This window comes from Thermococcus sp. PK (assembly GCF_000430485.1).
Lineage (GTDB): Archaea > Methanobacteriota_B > Thermococci > Thermococcales > Thermococcaceae > Thermococcus_A > Thermococcus_A bergensis.
The window spans coordinates 102,418-120,897 of sequence record NZ_KE387145.1 but is presented as its reverse complement, the minus strand read 5'-3'; the positions used below and the strand labels follow the sequence as shown (position 1 = coordinate 120,897).

The 18,480-nt window shown below is 41.8% G+C and carries 17 protein-coding genes, 1 other RNA gene and 2 pseudogenes; 13 read left to right on the top strand and 7 right to left on the bottom strand.

The genetic code is table 11. The annotated features are described in order from the left end of the window. From THEPK_RS13305 to glmM, 3 genes and pseudogenes are all read left to right on the top strand, one after another. Positions 1–221: hypothetical protein (locus tag THEPK_RS13305; protein WP_198011267.1), on the top strand; the 221-nt coding region annotated here is incomplete at its 5' end. 50 nt (positions 222–271) lie between these two features. Beyond that, positions 272–1,142 (top strand): annotated as a pseudogene (locus THEPK_RS12430) (IS982 family transposase). 39 nt (positions 1,143–1,181) lie between these two features. Beyond that, the gene (gene glmM / locus THEPK_RS00650) at positions 1,182–2,543 is read left to right on the top strand and encodes a phosphoglucosamine mutase (protein ID WP_042697050.1); all 1,362 of its coding nucleotides are present in this window, start codon (positions 1,182–1,184) and stop codon (positions 2,541–2,543) included. Here glmM and THEPK_RS00645 read toward each other — a convergent pair. Further along, a complete protein-coding gene (locus THEPK_RS00645) occupies positions 2,520–3,335 on the bottom strand; it encodes an MBL fold metallo-hydrolase (protein ID WP_042697047.1) in 816 nt (271 codons plus the stop codon). The two genes, glmM and THEPK_RS00645, sit on opposite strands and share 24 nt — an antisense overlap. Before the next feature lie 255 nt (positions 3,336–3,590). Between THEPK_RS00645 and THEPK_RS00640 the strand changes: the two genes are divergently transcribed. From THEPK_RS00640 to THEPK_RS00630, 3 genes are all read left to right on the top strand, one after another. Then, on the top strand, positions 3,591–5,477 hold the full coding sequence (locus tag THEPK_RS00640; protein WP_042697045.1) for an OPT family oligopeptide transporter: 1,887 nt from the start codon (positions 3,591–3,593) through the stop codon (positions 5,475–5,477). Between the two features lie 86 nt (positions 5,478–5,563). Continuing rightward, positions 5,564–6,826 (top strand): M20 family metallo-hydrolase, encoded by a 1,263-nt coding sequence (locus tag THEPK_RS00635; RefSeq protein ID WP_042697041.1) that lies wholly within the window; start codon positions 5,564–5,566, stop codon positions 6,824–6,826. Positions 6,827–6,879: 53 nt separating this feature from the next. Continuing rightward, the gene (locus THEPK_RS00630) at positions 6,880–7,626 is read left to right on the top strand and encodes an RlmF-related methyltransferase (protein ID WP_042697039.1); all 747 of its coding nucleotides are present in this window, start codon (positions 6,880–6,882) and stop codon (positions 7,624–7,626) included. Positions 7,627–7,742: 116 nt separating this feature from the next. Here the strand turns inward: THEPK_RS00630 and THEPK_RS00625 are convergent, their stop codons facing one another. Then, the gene (locus THEPK_RS00625; RefSeq protein WP_042697037.1) at positions 7,743–8,933 is read right to left on the bottom strand and encodes a class I SAM-dependent rRNA methyltransferase; all 1,191 of its coding nucleotides are present in this window, start codon (positions 8,931–8,933) and stop codon (positions 7,743–7,745) included. 74 nt (positions 8,934–9,007) lie between these two features. On the opposite strand from THEPK_RS00625, the gene THEPK_RS00620 reads away from it, so the two are divergent. Then, positions 9,008–9,322: a DUF5748 family protein gene (locus THEPK_RS00620; RefSeq protein ID WP_042697034.1), complete on the top strand. Its 315-nt coding sequence runs from the start codon at positions 9,008–9,010 to the stop codon at positions 9,320–9,322. Between the two features lie 17 nt (positions 9,323–9,339). Here THEPK_RS00620 and THEPK_RS00615 read toward each other — a convergent pair whose 3' ends face one another. Both THEPK_RS00615 and THEPK_RS00610 read right to left on the bottom strand, forming a co-directional pair. Beyond that, positions 9,340–10,491: a tripartite tricarboxylate transporter permease gene (locus THEPK_RS00615; protein ID WP_042697315.1), complete on the bottom strand. Its 1,152-nt coding sequence runs from the start codon at positions 10,489–10,491 to the stop codon at positions 9,340–9,342. After that, positions 10,470–11,672 (bottom strand): hypothetical protein, encoded by a 1,203-nt coding sequence (locus tag THEPK_RS00610; protein WP_042697031.1) that lies wholly within the window; start codon positions 11,670–11,672, stop codon positions 10,470–10,472. Before THEPK_RS00610 ends, THEPK_RS00615 begins: the two co-directional genes overlap by 22 nt. 49 nt (positions 11,673–11,721) lie before the next feature. Between THEPK_RS00610 and THEPK_RS00605 the strand changes: the two genes are divergently transcribed. Together THEPK_RS00605 and THEPK_RS00600 are read left to right on the top strand one after the other, a co-directional pair. Beyond that, entirely contained in the window at positions 11,722–12,138 is a 417-nt protein-coding gene (locus THEPK_RS00605) for a hypothetical protein (RefSeq protein WP_042697028.1), read from the top strand. A gap of 55 nt (positions 12,139–12,193) precedes the next feature. After that, positions 12,194–12,571, top strand: coding sequence for a hypothetical protein (locus THEPK_RS00600; protein WP_042696758.1), 378 nt, complete (start codon positions 12,194–12,196; stop codon positions 12,569–12,571). Between the two features lie 40 nt (positions 12,572–12,611). Here the strand turns inward: THEPK_RS00600 and THEPK_RS00595 are convergent, their stop codons facing one another. Beyond that, on the bottom strand, positions 12,612–13,397 hold the full coding sequence (locus tag THEPK_RS00595) for an RAD55 family ATPase (protein ID WP_042697025.1): 786 nt from the start codon (positions 13,395–13,397) through the stop codon (positions 12,612–12,614). A 15-nt stretch (positions 13,398–13,412) separates the two neighbouring features. Continuing rightward, complete coding sequence (locus THEPK_RS00590) at positions 13,413–14,162, bottom strand: ATPase domain-containing protein (RefSeq protein ID WP_042697022.1); 750 nt, start codon at positions 14,160–14,162, stop codon at positions 13,413–13,415. A gap of 203 nt (positions 14,163–14,365) precedes the next feature. Between THEPK_RS00590 and priL the strand changes: the two genes are divergently transcribed. The 3 genes from priL to THEPK_RS00575 are packed head-to-tail and all read left to right on the top strand — an operon-like array spanning position 14,366 to position 17,434. Then, on the top strand, positions 14,366–15,562 hold the full coding sequence (gene priL, locus THEPK_RS00585) for a DNA primase large subunit PriL (RefSeq protein WP_042697019.1): 1,197 nt from the start codon (positions 14,366–14,368) through the stop codon (positions 15,560–15,562). Continuing rightward, the gene (priS, locus tag THEPK_RS00580) at positions 15,546–16,580 is read left to right on the top strand and encodes a DNA primase catalytic subunit PriS (RefSeq protein ID WP_042697016.1); all 1,035 of its coding nucleotides are present in this window, start codon (positions 15,546–15,548) and stop codon (positions 16,578–16,580) included. The genes priL and priS overlap by 17 nt, the downstream gene beginning before the upstream one ends. Further along, positions 16,577–17,434, top strand: a complete 858-nt coding sequence (locus tag THEPK_RS00575) for a DMT family transporter (protein ID WP_042697013.1) — start codon at positions 16,577–16,579, stop codon at positions 17,432–17,434. The genes priS and THEPK_RS00575 overlap by 4 nt, the downstream gene beginning before the upstream one ends. Here the strand turns inward: THEPK_RS00575 and rnpB are convergent. Further along, positions 17,429–17,753, bottom strand: an RNA gene (gene rnpB / locus THEPK_RS12370) — RNase P RNA component. The genes THEPK_RS00575 and rnpB overlap by 6 nt on opposite strands. A gap of 437 nt (positions 17,754–18,190) precedes the next feature. Between rnpB and THEPK_RS12835 the strand changes: the two are divergent. Beyond that, positions 18,191–18,480 (top strand): annotated as a pseudogene (locus tag THEPK_RS12835) (IS982 family transposase); the annotation flags it as partial.

Below are 18,480 nucleotides of genomic sequence, written 5' to 3'. Positions count from 1 at the left end.
CCACCGCCAACAACCGCTATCATGGACTTTCCAAGGGTTGCGTCCTCTATTCCCCGCCAGCTCTGCTCCAAGCATCAGGAAAAATCCTGCAATTATTAGGGCTAGTAACGATTATCAGCACTGCTGCGAATCCCATAGCAGCAATAGCCCCAGGAACAAATGGCGGTCCCATCGGCATTGCAATCACCTCAGAAATTATTGACCTTCAATTTTTACCCTAGTTCCCATTAGATCGTTAGAGTTATAAGCACTTAAGTCTTTTGGTTGATTGGTGGTTGTTATGAACTTTCAGCAGGAAATCCTGATCATAAAATCCGAAATCTATCCGATAATCAGCAAACACTACCCGAAAAACACTCACAGGGAAATAATCAGCCTCTACGACCTAATAACCTTCGCAATACTAGCACACTTGCACTTTAACGGAGTTTACAAGCACGCTTACAGAGTCCTAATCGAAGAAATGAAACTGTTCCCAAAAATCAGGTACAACAAACTAACAGAACGCTTGAACAGGCACGAAAAACTTCTGCTCCTAGCGCAGGAAGAATTATTCAAAAACACGCCAGAGAATACGTTAGAATACTGGACTCAAAACCCATTCAGACCAAGGAGTTGGCCAGAAAAACAGGAAGGAGAAGAAGGGTTCTTCAGAAATCATCTCTGAAAAGCCCGCAGGTTGGGTTTGTTCCCTCTAAAAAAAGTTTTACTATGGGTACAAGCTGACCTGTTACTCTGATGGAAATTTGCTGGCTTTACTGTCTGTTGATCCGGCGAATAAGCATGATGTGAGTGTTGTCCGGGAAAAGTTCTGGGTGATTGTTGAGGAGTTTTCTGGCTGTTTTCTGTTTTTGGATAAGGGTTACGTTAGTAGAGAACTTCAGGAGGAATTCCTGAAGTTTGGCGTTGTTTACACGCCGGTGAAGCGGGAGAATCAGGTTAGTAATCTGGAGGAGAAGAAGTTTTACAAGTACTTGTCTGACTTTCGCAGGAGGATTGAGACTTTGTTTTCGAAGTTTTCTGAGTTTCTTCTGAGGCCGAGCAGGAGTGTTAGTTTGAGGGGGTTGGTTGTCAGGATTTTAGGGGCGATTCTGGCCGTGAATCTGGACAGATTATACAACTTCACAGGTGGTGGGAACTAGGGTTATATAAATTAACATCCAATTTGGTGTGGTGATAGAATGAGGCTGTTCGGAACTGCGGGAATTAGAGGTCCTATTAATTCAAAAATTACTCCAGAGCTTGCTCTAAATGTCGGAAAAGCCCTTGGTACGTATATTGACCACGGTACAGTTGTTGTAGGGAGAGACGCAAGAACATCAAGTATAATGCTCGAAAGTGCAATCGTAAGCGGTCTACTGAGCAGCGGTGTGGATGTCATCAGAATTGGCCTTGTTCCAACCCCAATGCTTGCATGGGCCACAAACAAGCTTGGAAACGCTGGTGTAATGGTAACGGCATCCCACAATCCACCGAGTGATAATGGCATTAAGGTGTTTAATGAGAAAGGAATAGAATTCTTTTTGGAACAAGAAGAGGAACTGGAGAGAATAATCTTCTCCAAAAGCTACAAAATTGCCCCATGGGATAAAATTGGAAGCGTAAAAGACTTAGATTTGAGAGAGCAGTATATTAATGAAATATTGGATTATGTAAATCACGAGACCAAATTGAAAATTCTCTTGGATATGGGGAATGGTGCTGGTAGTTTAATAACTCCATATTTATTGAGAGAGATGGGAGCAAAGGTTGTGACGTTAAATTCTCACCCAGACGGATACTTTCCGGGTAGAAAATCTGAGCCTAGGTATGAAAATATAGCATATTTAAGCAACCTTGTAAGGGAACTGGGATTTGATCTTGCGATTGCTCAAGATGGAGATGCTGATAGAATTGCAGTATTTGATGAAAAAGGCAATTATGTAGAGGAAGACACTCTGATAGCGCTTTTTGCAAGGCTTTACGCCAGAGAACATAATGGAGGAAACGTTGTAGTTTCAATAAACACTTCCTTCAGAATCGATAAAGTCGTGGAAGAGGAAGGTGGAAAAGTATACAGAGTCCCACTGGGTCAGCTCCATGATGGAATAAAGAAGTACAACGCGATATTTGCCTCAGAACCGTGGAAGTTCATTCATCCCAAGTTCGGACTGTGGATTGACAGCTTTGTTACAATTGGGCTGCTAGTGAAAATAATCGACCAAGAAGGGAAGCCGCTTTCGGAAATAGTTAAGGACATTCCAAAATACTACATGGTTAAAAAGAACGTGAAGTGCCCAGAGGAGATAAAATATCAAGTTGTTGAGAAGGCAAAAGAGCAATTGCAAGAGTACTTGAAAGACCAAATTGAAGAAATCATAACAATTTCTGGTATAAGATTAAACCTCAGGGATGGTTCTTGGGTATTGGTAAGACCAAGTGGAACTGAACCAAAAATAAGGGTCGTTGTGGAAGGAATCACAGAAAAAAGAAGAGAAGAGCTGTTCAGTTTGACATACAACTTGGTCAATAAACTGGTCTCAGAGGTCTCTGGCAGGTCTTAGGGTTCTTAGCTGTATGTCCGTTTTTTCCATTTTAACTTTGAATCCCTCTTTTGCAACCAAGGTTTTTACTCCTGTCACGGTTTCTATGAATTTAGCCTCTTTATAGGGGTTTGCAAAGTGCATTTTCATGCCTATATGGCTCATTATCAGCATTTCTGGTTTTTGTTCCATGTCCTTCAGCATGTAAATAATGTCCTCGGTGCATAGGTGATAAGGAATCCTCATGTTCGTCGGCCTTGTTACTGATGCTATCAACAGCCTAACGCCATCATATAGTTTTTTCAAGTCCTCGAAGTACTCTGTGTCCGGGATATATCCTATTTTCCCAACGGGAGTTTTTAGTATAAACCCTATTCCAGTTGGATCCGAATGCACGGTGGGGGTTATTGTCATTTCGTCTTCTCCAAGCGGCAGTCTTTCTCCCGGGTTCGGAATATGAACTTCTTCCAATGAATCGAGGTGGTATTTTGATATCGCTGGAGTGTGGTTTTCATCTCCGTAGACCACGCTCTTTGATGCTATGAGCATGCCTCGTTTTTTTGTTACTCCAACTGTCATCCCTTCTACCATAATCTCGGCATCATTGCAGTGGTCTGTATGCCGATGGGAAACAAAAAGTACGTCTATTTTCCTCGGGTCTATCTTGTATCTCCATGCTCTAATTAACGCCCCCGGCCCGGGGTCTACGTAAATTCGCTTACTTGAGTTAATGAAAAAGCCGCCAGTGGGGCGAAATTGAGTTATTGTGATAAATCTTCCGCCACCACTGCCCAAAAAGAGTATCTCAACCAATTTACCTCCCTCCGCTTTTTAGCGATATTAATAGTTAGGAGTAAACGCATATATAAGCTCTATGGATAATCCCGATAGAGATTTGATGAACAAATTTTCATACACTGGACATTGATGAACTGAAAACTTCATCTATACTATTTTTGGGACAATGTTGTAACTAAATTTAACATTAATTTTATTTCATAGAACCGAAAGTATTTTATATGTGAATTAGTGGAGTTAAAATGCCAATAAAGTCCGGAGGTGCTAAGCTTGGAGTTTAAACCATATATCCCACCGGAAAAATCTTTGCCCGAATACACTGCTAAAGCGTTTATTTTAGGTATAGTGCTCTCAATAATTATGGGTGCGGCAAATGCATACCTCGGTATGTACGCCGGTATGACCGTTAGCGCCAGCATTCCAGCTGCGGTCATATCTATGGCCATATTGATGGCATTTAAAGACAAAAACATCCTCGAAAACAACATGGTTCAAACAGCAGCATCTGCAGGTGAGTCATTAGCAGCAGGTGTAATCTTTACCTTCCCGGCTTTGGTGGTTTTAGGAACATACACAGAGTTTCCATACTGGCTTGTAACCATAATAGCCGCATTGGGTGGTTCACTGGGTGCTTTATTCACAATTGTGATAAGAAGGGCATTTATTGTTGAAGAGAGGCTCCCATATCCAGAGGGTACCGCCTGTGCTGAAGTCCTAATTGCAGGAGATAAAGGTGGCTCCCACGCAAAACCAATCTTTATAGGCGGTATTTTTGGTGGTATCTACAAGCTCCTAGGAAGCTCAGGGCTTTGGGCGGGAGCTGTTGAATCCGCCAAGTTTGTTGGAAGAAGGGTATTATACTTTGGAAGCGACCTTTCAGCAGCTCTACTTAGCGTTGGTTACATCGTTGGTCTCAACATAGCATTCCTCGTCTTCCTCGGTGGTGCAATTGCGTGGTTTATAGCAATACCACTCTACGTTGCCAAGACAGGCAACCCCGAAGGACTTAGCGCCTTAGACCTTGCATGGGTCACATGGAGTACAAAAATAAGATACATGGGAGTTGGAGCAATGGTCGTTGGTGGTCTCTGGAGCCTTGTAAAGCTCAGAGGCCCAATTTTGAGAGGTATAAAAGCTGGGCTTGAAGCAGCAAGGAAAAAGCAAAGCGGTGAAACGATCCTAAGAACTGAAGAGGACATGCCAATGCCCACGGTATTAATGCTTATAGCTGCTTTCGTGGTTCCATTGTTCCTGCTATATGCTCATGTTATAGGCTCTATTGGAATTGCGGCAATTATGGCAGTAATAATGCTTATCGTGGGATTCTTCGGAAGCTCAATTGCTGGTTACTTAGCCGGTGTCGTTGGTTCATCAAACAACCCCGTGTCCGGTATTACAATCATGAGCTTGCTCTTCACAGCATTGGTTCTTAAAGGCCTCGGACTTAGTGGAACAGAGGGTATGACAGCAACTATATTGGTGGCAGCCGTTATCTGTACCGCCGCTGCCATTGCTGGAGACACAATGCAAGATTTGGCAACGGGACACATTGTTGGGGCCACTCCAAAGAGACAGCAGGTCTTTGAGATAGTAGGAACTTTTACGGCAGCATTAGTGATGGCTCCCGTGTTGAACTTACTTATAAAGGCTTACGGTATTGCCGGAACACCAACGGCTAAGGAAAATGCATTAGCTGCTCCACAGGCATTTCTCATGGCAAAAGTTACAGAGGGCGTATTCACCGGAACGCTGGAGTGGAACATGGTCTTTATTGGTGCAGGAATTGCCATAGCCCTAATAGTCCTTGACGAAATTTTGGCCATGAAGAAGTCAAAGTTCAGAACGCCAGTAATGCCCGTAGCGGTAGGTATCTACCTCCCATTGAGCCTCGGTGTTCCTATTTTCATTGGAGGTATCCTTAGATGGCTCGTAGGAAAAGCAAGAGGCGCAAAGGCTGAAGAAAAACCGACAGATGCTGGAGTACTTGGAGCATCTGGACTTATAGCTGGAGAAGCATTAATGGGTATAGTCTTCGCTGGCCTAATAGTGGCAGACAAAGCACCATCAATAGGATTCAGCAGCGACCTTCTTGGTATAGCTCTCCTCGCAATTATAGCGGTGTGGCTCTACCTCACAGGAAAGAAGGAAGTCGAGTGATCTTTCTTTTTCTTCTTTTAACTTTGATTTATTCTTGAACCAAAATTACTTTAAATGGAAACCCCCAATTAGGGATGGTGATGTAAATGGATACGGAAGCCCTTTTTAAGGAAATTGAAGCTTTAAGGGATGATATGGTGGATACTTTGGTCGAGCTTATCAAGATCCCAGCAATTAGTCCTGATAGTGGTGGTGAGGGGGAGTATGATAAGGCTCAAAAACTCTTGGAGATAATCAAGGACTGGCCTTTTGACAAGATTGAACGCTATGATGCTCCAGACCCAAGGGCTAAAAACGGCGTTAGACCGAACATTCTGGCATACTATTACGGTGAACAGGGCGAAAAAAGCCCACGATTATGGATTCTTACCCACCTGGACGTTGTTCCTCCTGGGGATTTGAGCAAGTGGACTGTGACGAAGCCTTTCGAGCCAGTTGTAAAGGATGGGAAGATTTATGGCAGGGGTAGTGAGGATAATGGTCAGAGTTTGGTTGCCTCGCTTTATGCCGTCAGAGCCCTAATGAACCTTGGAATAAGACCCAAGAGGACGATAGTCCTTGCCTTTGTGAGTGATGAAGAGACTGGAAGTAAATACGGCTTAGAATGGCTAATAAAAGAACACCCAGAACTATTTAAAAAAGACGACCTAGTCCTAGTACCTGATGGTGGAAACGAAGAAGGAACATTCATAGAAATAGCAGAAAAAAGCATTCTTTGGATGAAAATCAAGGTCAAAGGAAAGCAGGTTCACGCAAGCATGCCAGGATTGGGGTTAAACGCTCACAGGGTTGCCATTGATTACGCAAAATCTCTTGATGAGTTCCTCCACGAGAAATACAGCGCAAGGGATGAACTCTTTGATCCCCCAGAAAGCACTTTCGAACCAACTATGGGAGGAAATCCAAGCGATGCTCCCAACATAGCTCCGGGTGAGCATGAAGTTGTCTTCGATTGCAGAGTGTTGCCACAATATAACTTGGATGACATCCTAAACGATGCCCAAGAGCTTGCTGAGAAAGTTAGAGAGAAATACAAGAAGGAGATTAATGGTGAAGTTCTACCGAAGATTGAGATAGAGGTGTTGCAGAGGCTAGATGCCCCGGCTCCAACTCCAAAGGATAGCGAGATTGTTAAGCTCTTGCAAAAGGCTATAAAGGAGTTTAGAGGAAAGGAGCCCAAAATTGGAGGCATCGGAGGAGGAACTTTTGCAGCATACTTCAGAAGGCTTGGAATTCCGGCGGTTGTATGGGCCACACTTGACGAGACCGCCCATCAGCCAAATGAATATGCAAAAATAGACAACATGGTTGAAGACGCAAAGATCATGGGGGCTCTGGCGCTTCTTTGATTTTTTGTTTTTAGAGGTCAACCTTTAAATAATTGCTTTAGGGAATTGGTTTTATGCCTTCATGGAAAGATGGGAAACTCGGACTGCCGGTTAGGGAAGCGATTAAAATCTTCCCCGAGCTTGAAAAATACCTTGATGAAAGGGGAAGATTAGATTTATCAAACAGAAGGGGGAGAATACTATATAACAAAGCGATTGCAAAGGCAGTTTTTGGCATTGAAGTTGAATATCACCCCAGAGGACTTATCACAACGCCGATTTCTCGTTTTATCTTCCTAAAGATTTTCCTAAAGGGCGGAGAAAAAGTTCTGGAGATAGGAACTGGACATTCTGCTTTAATGGCGATCATGGCAGATAGACTCTTTAAGTGTGATGTATGGGCAACTGAAGTAGATGATGAGTTTTTTGAGTACGCTAGGAGAAATATCGAGCAAAATAAATCCAAAGTAAAACTGATAAAGAGCAACGGGGAAATTATTGAGGGTTTGATACCAAAAGGAGAAAAATTTGATGTGATATTCTCTGCACCTCCGTATTACGAAAAGCCCACAAAAGGTGTTCTTACGGAGAGGGAGGGTGTTGGTGGGGGCAAATATGGGGAAGGGTTTTCCGTAAAAATTCTTAAAGAAGGATGGCAATATTTGGAGGAAAACGGTAAGATTGCGCTTTTTCTCCCTGATAAACAGAGTTTGTTGAGGAGTATAATTTTAGAAGGAGAGCGCATTGGTTATTTTGTTCGGGATATACGATTTAAAGTGGGGACTAGATATAGGCACTCGCTAATATTCTTTAAACGATAAGCTTATATTGAAGGATTTTAGAATTCATACGGCAGATGAAGAGAAAGCACCTCCACTGAGCAAAGCTGTGAGGACACGCCCACGGTCTGATGCCAAAAATAAAATAAGAAAAGACCTCATTTCATATCTTCTACATAAAGGAACAGGCACTTTAAGTATTCGGTATCCTTTGAAGCCATCAATATCGGATGATCTGGTGCTTGAGTTCTATAGGGCTCAAGAAGCTTCAGGAACTTTCCGGCTTTTGCTGCGGCGGCTATTACCATATCCTTAAACATCTGCATATCAACATGCTGGGAACATGAAGCTGTAACCAATATGCCCCCGTCCTTAACGAGCTTTAGCCCTTGGTAGTTTACGTTGAAGTATGCCCTAAGACCCCTCTTGAGGTCTTTCTCATGCTGGACGAACGCAGGAGGGTCCAGAACTACAATGTCAAATTTTTCTCCTTTTTTCTGCAGTTTTTCCATAACCTCAAATGCAGACCCAACGACAAACTCCATCTTATCTTCAACACCGTTGAGCTTGGCGTTTTCCTTTGCCTGTTCTATTGCCGATGGAGACTTATCAACTGCAATAACTTTCTCTGCCCCTGCGACTGCTGCATGAATAGCAAAACCTCCCGTGTATGTGAAAACATCAAGCACTTTTTCCCCGCCTTTAATGTACTTTTCCAAAGCAATTCTGTTTTCTCTTTGATCTAAAAAGAACCCTGTCTTCTGACCCCTCATGTCCACAATGAATTTTGCTCTCCCTTCTTCGATGATTGTGCGGTATTTTTCTTTCCCGAGCAAGACTCTCTCTATCTCTGGTAAGCCCTCTCTTCTTCTCGACCTTCCTGTGTTTTTCTCAAAGACCGTTTCGATTTCAAGTTCTACTTCAAGGATAGCTTCCGCAACGTCAAGCTTAAACCTCTCCATTCCAGCACTTGAAATCTGAAGCGATGCGATATCGTTAAATCTGTCCACGATAAGACCTGGCAGATAGTCCGCTTCTCCGTACACCATTCTGTATGCCTTGTCGTATCCAAGAACTTTTTTTCTGTACTCATTTGCCTTCCTTATGCGCTCCTTGAATAGTTCTTTGTTTATTTCCACATCTTTCTCCTTTGTGACTAGTCGAACCATTATGTTTGAGTTTGGATTGGCGAATCCTTTTCCTAAGAACTTGCCTCCGCGAGAATAAACCTCCACTATGTCTCCCGGCTTAATCTCGCCTTCAGTCCTTACTACTCCCTTCTTGAAAACAATCATTGCTCCCTTTTCAATTGCTCTGTAAGCTTGAGCATCAACGTACACTTTGCTCATTTTCTCTCACCCTTTCAAAGTTAAGGCGATAGGTATTTAACCATTGACCTCATATATTATGAGTGGTGAGTTCTATGAACTTGGAAGTAATAAAAGAGTTTCTGGATGCAATTGGAGCAGACTACACAGAGGTGGATGGAGAAATACACCTAGCTCCAGAGGTTTTCTACGAAGTTTGGAAGTATATAGGGCAACCCGATATTAAAACGTATGTAATAGAAGACGAAATCGTCGAACCAGGTTCTTATGATCCTCCAGAAATGAAATACACAGGTGTTAGAAAAATTAAAATCAAAAAGGCATATTTCGAGACACTTGAGGGAGTTAAAGTTGTTACTGATTACAATGAATTCCAAAAGATATTGAAGGAAAAAAAGGAAGGCGCCTAATTCTTTAATCTTTTTGTCTAGCTCAACATTATTTTAAGCATTAACACGCCCATACAGGTCGTTCGTTTTATTTTTAGAAGAGTGGTGCTAACACCTATTATTGTGGCTGTTAAAAGAACCATCAGTCCAAGTAGTCCATCGAAGTAAAGAGATGCTGCCCATACAAAAACTAACACCGCCAAATTCAGTTTTGTGTAATTGATTTTTGATATCGCCCTTCCGAGCATTTCTGAAAGCGCCATACCGTAGAAATTGACGATACTGCTAGTCATTATTGTTACAAGAAACAGAATAACAAGCTCTTCAGGACTTAGAGGATAATAAAGGTCTTTAATCAAAACTAGGATGCCGTTTCTGGTTTTTCCAGTCGCATAAAAATTTATGAGGCCAAAAATAAAGTTTGAGGTGTTAACTGAGAAAACTATTGTCAAAAATGTGCGTTCATCTTTTGAAAAGAAGCTTCCTAAGAGTGCGGCCTGAGACGACGTAAAGGTTGGCAAAAGAGAAGCCAACATTCCAAAACACGTGCCAATGAACGAGAACTTCAAAAACCTCTTTTTTGGCATTTGAATTTCTGAGTCCTTAAGTTCAATCTTCCGGTTGTTGTTCAGGGAAAACAATATTGCGGGAATCCCAAACAACCCAACAAAAACGTGGAAATATGGTTCTCTAAGAGGAAGTTTATCCACGACAAGTCCAAAGGCTCCAGAGAGGATGAAAATCAGCAGGGCATATAATCGTTTTACGCCTTTTTCTGTAATAACAAGAAAGAAAGCTAGCAAAAACACAGCAACTTTGCCAAGAAAAGCTGTGTAATGTCTTGCCAGCAAAACGTAGGGAACCGCCAAGAAAAGGGAGAATATTGCAGCTAAAAGACTAGCTTTTAGGGAAATTGCTATGACTTCAAGGCCTCGGCCTTGAAGGGCAAGCCTATGGGCCGGAAGGACACTTATCGCTGTTTCTTCTTCTGGAATGCCAAAGAAAGTTGAGGGAAATGCATCCAAGAATGTGTGCGTTAACCCCATTGAGTAGAGAAGCACCACATACGAAAACCCTCCCGGAGAAGTCAGGAAACTTCCAACAATAGATGCTAAGGTGTTGACATGCAAAGCAGGCGTAATACCTGTCACCGTACCAAATAAAATGCCTAGCATGACCCATTTAAGCATATGTCATCCCTTGAGGGTATTTCAAAAGCAGGTGCTTCCCTATAGGTGGTATAAAAACCAAAAGCTGTAAGTGTTTCATTGACTTCTGGATAAACTCCCAGGGATTTGGGGAGCTTAACTAATATCCAGCATTCTTCGTTGGTAACATTGGCGAGCCCAAATCCGTTTTTGTAGACTTTCACCCATTCCACCTTCCCATGTATTTTCAGCGGGGTGCCAAAATCGGGATTACAGATTGAATTTGGAAGCTCATCCCGCGGGATTTTAACAGTGCATTCTATGCAGTACAGGGAATTCCTTCTTCTTATGCCGTAGAACTCTATTATATCTCCAAAATTAGCCGAGAAGCCATATAATTTTAGTTCTGTGCAGTTTAGGCCCAAGGAGATACCATCTTTTGTGACCTGACACACCCCATGTGCTATCTCCCCAATTGTCTCTTTTCCAACGGGCACAGTCTTTGCCTTTCCAATGACCTTTACATCGCTGGGAGAATTGACATAAAGGGTGAGCGTGGAGTAAAGCCTTGCAATTCCCATTATCTCGACTTCATCGCCAAGTTCTAGTTTGGTTTTGTAGGGTAAGTATGCGTTAATTTCCTCGCTTCCGTTCCATATTGTTATTGGACTTGTGTTCCGAATTACAATTCCCCTGATTTTAAAAGGCATTCCATTTATGGGTATTTTCAAAAGCCCCTTAGGGATGTAATCAACAACATGGAATCTGTCTCCATAGAAAAGTCCATAAACCTTGACCTTTTCTCCTTTGGTGACATTTAAGCACTTGCTTAGTTTGATTCTCTGAGGTGTTAGAAGATAGCACGAGGAATCTTTCCAGAATGCTCCCTCAAGTGACTCTAGGTTCAAGGTGTTTTTGGAAGCTTCTTCTATTTTTAGGGCTTCTACAGTGCGTTTTGATTCATCAAGAAGTTTACCTATAACTTTGTAACTTTTGTCCATTTTCAGAGTCTTGTATAGGATGATCGTGTCGTTTCCATTGTATAGGACACTAAAGTCCTTTTGTGAATAAACACAAATACCTGTAAAGTTTATTAGATCGCCTTTCTCTGCTTTTTCTAATGATACTGGACTGCTAGTCTCTACTCCTATTAGGTAAAGTAGTAAAATCGAAACAATAGACACCGCTATTAAAACTATTTCAAGTTTTGTTAATTTAATCATGATTAGTAGTAATAAAAATCAGGTTAAAAAATTTATGGATGATACGGGCGTGTTTATAGTAACCTTTATTAGGGTTTTTGCTGAATTCTTTCAGGTGGTTGTCGTGATCCCCAGATGGGATCACAGACTCAAAGACCCTGAAAGCGTGGCATTCGCAATTCTTGACGTTTTAGCAGACTTCGAATCAGAAGGAAAGCTGAAGAACCTGCCAAAATCCAAAAAATTTCCAGTAAAAACAATACTGGCAATACTCCTCTTTAAACAATACTACAACCTACCCCTCAGAGACGCCCAGCACTACGGCAGAAAATTCTTCGGAGCAAACATTCACTACTCAACCCTCCACAACTGGGAGAAAAAGCTGAACCTCGAAGAACTGACAAACCACCTCCTGAAAAAACTCCAGAAATTACCCTACGCCAGCACTCAAGCAGACTCAACCATTATCACAAATAAAAAAGGGTAGGATAGAAGTTCAGGCAATAACGAGAATCCTGCCGGGTTTACTGTATCCGGTTGCTGTGAAGATCACAACTTCTGAGAACGAGCTGATTGAACTCCTGCCGGGGGGTTCTGGGAATTTTTATGCTGATGGGGCTTATGATTCAAAGAAAGTTCTGAACACTGTGGTGGAAAAGGGTTATCGGCCGATTGTTAAGAAAACTAAGAACGCTCCAGGTGGTTTTGGTAGTAAGAAGAGAGACAGAGTGTTTTCTGAAGAAGAGTACAGGCATAGGAATCCTCATGAGGGGTTCTGGGGTGCGTTTACAACGTGGTTTGGCAGTAGGATCCCCTGTTTTCTGAAAAAGACTACTGTAACCCGAATCCTGCTTGGGGTAATGTGTTATGGTCTGAAAATCCTCCTCAGAGTCAAATACTGTTTAAATAACAGGGGGTGAAACTAAACACGCCCTGGATGATACCAGGTTCACTAAAGGGCTATAAACTTTGATTCTGCAGTACAATTCCATTCTCTGTTATATCATAAGGAACCCAAGAAAGAACATGACGCGTTCTTCTCATTCCATAAACTCTTAAGTACCTTCTCAAAGTTCTATCCTCTTCAAACAGCTTCATCTCTATGATTCCATCCGCTATTGCTTTGATTATTGTTTCAACCTGGGGCTCCTCTACCCCAGAGTTCATTTCTAGCAGCCACAATTGCTTGTTTTTATGAGCAAATCCCTTTAAATCCTCTAGAAATTTATATATCTGCTTCTTTTCAGTTTCAAAGAACATGGGAGTTAGAGATGAAACTGCCCCAATTACTAGAGGATTATCAACATCAGGGTTGTTTAAAATTATCCTGGTAGTTAAATCCTTTATTACATCCACTACCTGGGAAGTATCCCTAATATCAGGTATTACCTCTTCCGTAAATGAGAATTTTGGTCCCCCGCGTAGTCTTTGGGTGTATGCGTCGAGGATATAGAGCTTATCGTTTAAGTATCCCATCAATCCCCATCCAAAATCAAGTGCATTGCTTATAAACTCATATCGGGATACATCAACGAGAAGTCCTATAACATTTGCCCCAGAGATAAGCTGATTATACATAAACTGGGTTATAAAAGTAGTTTTACCTGACTTTGGATCTCCAATTAACAAAACAACACTGCCCTTTGGTATTCCTCCCATCAATAAGGAGTCGATTATACCTGTGGGAACTCGTTCTACTCTTTCTTCTATTTCTCCTTGAGGGAAAAAACCTAACTCTAGATTCAACGTGGCCCCTCCTTTTCAATAAATTTCACCGCTAGGATATACGACAACTCCATGAGGAGTTATCTCAAAAGGATACTTTCTCATGGAATGCTTAGTTCCTCTCATCTTCCTGATTAAAAGATAACGCTTAAGCTCTATATTCTTCTCTTGAAGATCGAGAATAACAACGCCTCTCGCGATGTACTCCTCTATTCCATATCTGCTTATTTTTCCGGCTTTTGGATCTGGTGCCTCTGTAGTGAGGAGCGTTGTGACGCCCATCTCGAGAAGAATTGTGTTTAACCTTAAGAGAACACCTCTAATTTCCCTTTCGTCTTGAAGTCTGAAAGCTATGGACGGAATGGAATCGATAGCAAGTCTCTTCGCGTTTATTGCCTTAACAACCCTGTATAAATATCTCAAAAAGTTATCAACGTTAAGTCTATCTTCCAAAACGAATCTCTCTTCTGAAGGTATTCCAGAAATTGCACTAACACCATCTACAATTGCTATTAATCCTTCCTTTTCGTATTTTTTGAAATCCCATCCAAACTGTGCCATTTCTCTCCTTATATCTTTCGCTCTCTCTTCTAAAGTTACAAAAACTCCCGGTTCTCCGTATTCTTCAGCACCTTTGTATATATATTGAGCTGCAAAAGTAGTTTTACCAGTTCCAGTACTACCGGTGATAAGGATCGTTGATTCTTCAGGGAACCCTCCTCCAATTAGATCGTCAAATCCCGGAATCCCACTTTTTACCCTTCTTATGGAAAAGCCATCTACCATAATAAATCACCTATATTGGCATTACTTTAAACTCCCCAATCATCTACTCAAATTACTATTCTTTAGAATATAAGGTTTTTGGATATTTGTGTGTCCCATGCTTATGATATTGTAAAATTTCTAAGGGATTGATAAACCTTTATAATAATCCCATAACAAAAGAGTTTTATTGTGAAAGAGATAGTATTCTAAAAGGTGAGTCAATGCTAGACCCATTTGGGAGACGAGCCCAAGAATTATTGAATGAATTTGAGAGCATCAATGAGCTACTTGAGATTATTCCCACCTATTTGGACATAGAGCTGGCTCTGGAAAGAGTTCGGTGGGTAAATACCAATAAAATCCCCGATTATTTGCTAAATTTGGATGATTGGAGAGATTTGATAAGCTTTTATGCTCTTTTAGGAGCTTTGGCATTTTCTCCCTATGGAGTGGAGATGGAGCTAGTTAAGGAGGCAAACTTGAAGATATATCTAACAAAGATAGAGTCGTCAGAAAACTTTGATGAGCTTGCTTTACCCTTGGAAAAGACATCTGAAAATGAGATTCCAAAGAGAGACAGAACAATAATTGAGAAAACCCTCCATGAAGAGTTGCCCCCTGAAGAAAAAGATAAAATAAGCCTTAAGTACAAAATGCCTCTAAAAGAATTCATTTCCTTAAATGACGACTCTCTTAAGAATTTTTATATAAAAAACGGGTATGTATACCTAAATAGAGTACAAGTGATTGAGCTGTGGAAGAAGAGTTTCGAGAAAAACCTCGAAAAGGCAGTCAACATTCTTTATGATATCAGAGAAGAACTGCCTCACTACTACGTGGAACTTTATTCCCGGCTAAGCGAGCTTGCTCAAGAGTACTTTAAAGAGAGAGTTGAGAAATTCAGCACTACTGCTCAGCCTTTGCGTTTTGATATATTCCCCCCTTGTATTAAAATCGCAATGGGTGGAGTCCCGAGTGGATTGCGGAACTACGCTATAACTGTATTGCTGACTTCTTTCTTGAGCTATGCTAGGATATGCCCTAACCCCCCTAAAAGAGACGTTAGAGTGAAAGACTGTGTCAAAGATCTAAGGGTAATAAAAGAAGAAATTCTACCCTTGATAATTCAGGCTGGCAATAGATGCAAGCCTCCTCTTTTTCACGATCAGCCTAACGAGATCAAGAACATATGGTATCATCTAGGTTTTGGCTACACGCTGGAACCGACTTTAGAAGACAGTGGAAATTCAACATGGTATTTTCCCCCTAATTGTGAAAAAATACGTTCCAGTGCGCCCCAGCTCTGCAAGCCAGACAAAGACTGCAAGTACATCAGGAATCCACTGACATACTATTTGAGAAAGCTGTATCTGAGTAAGAAAAAGAACGAAGGTGAAGAGAATGAGCAGCCTCTTTAGGGAAGTCAGCAAGGAGGAGAGAACAAAATATTATTCAAAAGAGTGGAATCCAAAGAAAATTCCAAAGTTTATTTTGGACACCTTAGAGAATAGGGAGTTCGGATTCGACCATACTGGAGAAGGTCCCAATGACAGAAAAAATGCATTTCATGATATTAAAGATTTAGAAGACTATGTAAAAATTACAGCCCCCTATTCAATCTATTCCAGCGTAGCTTTATACAGTGATCCGAAAAATATGGATGGCTGGCTTGGAGCGGAGTTAGTTTTTGACATAGATGCAAAAGACCTCCCCCTAAAGAGGTGCAACCATGAAGCAGGAACTGTGTGTCCAGTATGTCTTGAAGATGCCAAGGAATTAGCCAGGGATACTCTCATTATTCTGAGGGAGGATTTTGGAGTTGAAAACATTCATGTTGTTTATTCTGGCAGGGGCTACCATATCAGGGTTTTAGATGATTGGGCTCTCGAACTGGACTCAAAAGCCAGGGAAAGAATTTTGAGCTATATATCCAGTGCCGAAGAAATAACTTTCGAAGATATCCAAGAAAGAAAAATACTGCTGTCATCTGGCTATTACCGGGTCTTTAGATTGAGGTTTGGTTATTTTATTAAGAGAATCACCGAACATCACCTGAGAAACATTGGTTTAAATAAGACGCAAATAAACCCAATAATGGAGAATAGAGATAATATATACGAAAATTTTGTAAAAAAAGCCCTATTGACCGCGTTTCCTCAGGGAGTTGGATACAAGACACTTTTAAGATTGTTCAGCTTATCCACAACATTTTCAAAAGCATATTTTGACGGAAGGGTAACTGTTGACGTAAAGAGGATTCTCCGTCTGCCTTCTTCTCTCCACTCAAAGGTAGGCCTTATTGCCACATATATAGGAAACAGCGAGCGAGAACTGGAATCCTTCAACCCATTTAAAGATGCTGTCCCCAAATTTAGAGAAAAAGAGGTTAGAGAAGCATACGAGCTGTGGAAGGAAAGCACGGAGGGTAACTCATGATCAACGGACGCACTAAAATAATAATCTCTATGGCTATATGGGGGAGTGTAGGAATTTTTGCTAGGTACTCAAATTTAAGCGGCTTGAAATTAGCCTTTTATAGAGTGCTTTTAGGCAGCCTAATCTTTCTGTTCTTCTACACCCTTAACGACTATAGATGGATCAAAAAAGCGTTCTCAGGAATAAAACCCAAATTGCACTTGGTATTTCTGCTCGGAGCTGTGCTTGGATTAAACTGGGTATTTTTCTTTTCCGCAGTTTTATACACAGACATAGCGAAGGCTACGCTTATTTACTACCTGGCCCCGGTAATAGTTGTTATACTCTCCGCGGCATTTCTCAAAGAGAAAATAACGACAAAAAGGATAGCCTTTATTTTCATGGCTCTTGTGGGAGCGTTTATAATAGGTACCCAGAGTGAAATTTCTCTTAAAAGTAAAGATTTTTTGGGGATAATTTTCGCATCTCTGGGAGCTCTGTTCTATGCTAGCGTAACTGTCTTGGGCAGATACCTAAGGGATATTGAAAGCTCATATCTCACTTTCTTCCAGCTCTTTTTTGCTGTGCTTGTTCTCTTCCCATTAGTGGTAGCTTTAGAAGGAATAAGTGCCTCCACGTATTCCCTATCTGTTGTTGGAATTATTGCAATAGTCCACACTGCGTTTGCTCTGCTGATTTATATGGACGGCCTAAAGGAAGTAGAAGCAAACGAAGCAGCTCTTTTAAGTTACATCGACCCTCTTAGTGCGGTTATATATGCAATGCTAATCTTCGGAGAAGTGCCCACCGTAAGAACAATAATAGGTGGAGCCTTAATCTTATTGGCCTCTCTCTTGGATCTAAAGATGAGGTGAGGGGCTATAGCCCGCCTTCTGTATTAAAGGGACATTCGACTAAGCGGCCTACCACGGGGCTCACACCGGGAACTCATCGCCCCTCTCTCGGCCTTGCACCCCGCGGGACGGCCGTTTCACCGCTCCCCCTCAAATCGTCTGCGGGTTAGCTCGGGAGCTCTCGCGAGCTCCCTTCACCGCTTTCATTCTCATCTTTGAGGGGACGTGTCGTTTCTGCGCCGTTGCCCTCCCTCTCGGGAGGTGCCTTACGGCACCGCGGCCCCGGTGCGGTGGGCGGAACTTCCTCGGGTCAAAGACCCGACAGTCCCAGCCCCCTCACCTTGTTAAGATTTAAAGAAAAGAGATTATAAAGATTTGGCTATTTTTTGGGTAGTTCATTATATTCTCTAATTTCAGGCTTTTTGGGCTTTTTGAACTTGCCCAATGGAGACCTTCTTCTTGGTCTGGGTCTTTCTCTTTTTCTTGAGCTTTTAGGTTTTGAGTAGTAACCAAACAAGAGCAAGAAAAACAGCACAAGCAGCACTATTACAACATAGTATTTTAGTGGAGTCCCCTCAGGAGAAGCCGGGCTGGTGGAAAGGGGTGTTGATGAGGAAGAGCTCTGGGTTGAAGAGGTGATTGTAGAACTTGGAAGTTCCAGCTTTAGGGTTCCCTGGACTTTCTGTTCTTTCCCATTACTCTCTAGAGAAATTTCATAACACCCTAGTTCCCATTAGATCGTTAGAGTTATAAGCACTTAAGTCTTTTGGTTGATTGGTGGTTGTTATGAACTTTCAGCAGGAAATCCTGATCATAAAATCCGAAATCTATCCGATAATCAGCAAACACTACCCGAAAAACACTCACAGGGAAATAATCAGCCTCTACGACCTAATAACCTTCGCAATACTAAGCACACTTGCACTTTAACGGAGTTTACAAGCACGCTTACAGAGTCCTAATCGAAGAAATGAAAGCTGTTCCCCAAAATCAGGTACAACAAACTAACAGAACGCTTGAACAGGCACGAAAAACTCCTGCTCCTAGCGCAGGAAGAATTATTCAAA

Coding starts and splice junctions, on each gene's coding strand:
- glmM (WP_042697050.1), top strand. CDS start 1,182: ATGAGGCTGTTCGGAACTGCGGGAATTAGAGGTCCTATTAATTCAAAA.
- THEPK_RS00635 (WP_042697041.1), top strand. CDS start 5,564: ATGGATACGGAAGCCCTTTTTAAGGAAATTGAAGCTTTAAGGGATGAT.
- THEPK_RS00630 (WP_042697039.1), top strand. CDS start 6,880: ATGCCTTCATGGAAAGATGGGAAACTCGGACTGCCGGTTAGGGAAGCG.
- THEPK_RS00625 (WP_042697037.1), bottom strand. CDS start 8,933: ATGAGCAAAGTGTACGTTGATGCTCAAGCTTACAGAGCAATTGAAAAG.
- THEPK_RS00620 (WP_042697034.1), top strand. CDS start 9,008: ATGAACTTGGAAGTAATAAAAGAGTTTCTGGATGCAATTGGAGCAGAC.
- THEPK_RS00615 (WP_042697315.1), bottom strand. CDS start 10,491: ATGCTTAAATGGGTCATGCTAGGCATTTTATTTGGTACGGTGACAGGT.
- THEPK_RS00610 (WP_042697031.1), bottom strand. CDS start 11,672: ATGATTAAATTAACAAAACTTGAAATAGTTTTAATAGCGGTGTCTATT.
- THEPK_RS00590 (WP_042697022.1), bottom strand. CDS start 14,162: ATGGTAGATGGCTTTTCCATAAGAAGGGTAAAAAGTGGGATTCCGGGA.
- priL (WP_042697019.1), top strand. CDS start 14,366: ATGCTAGACCCATTTGGGAGACGAGCCCAAGAATTATTGAATGAATTT.
- priS (WP_042697016.1), top strand. CDS start 15,546: ATGAGCAGCCTCTTTAGGGAAGTCAGCAAGGAGGAGAGAACAAAATAT.
- THEPK_RS00575 (WP_042697013.1), top strand. CDS start 16,577: ATGATCAACGGACGCACTAAAATAATAATCTCTATGGCTATATGGGGG.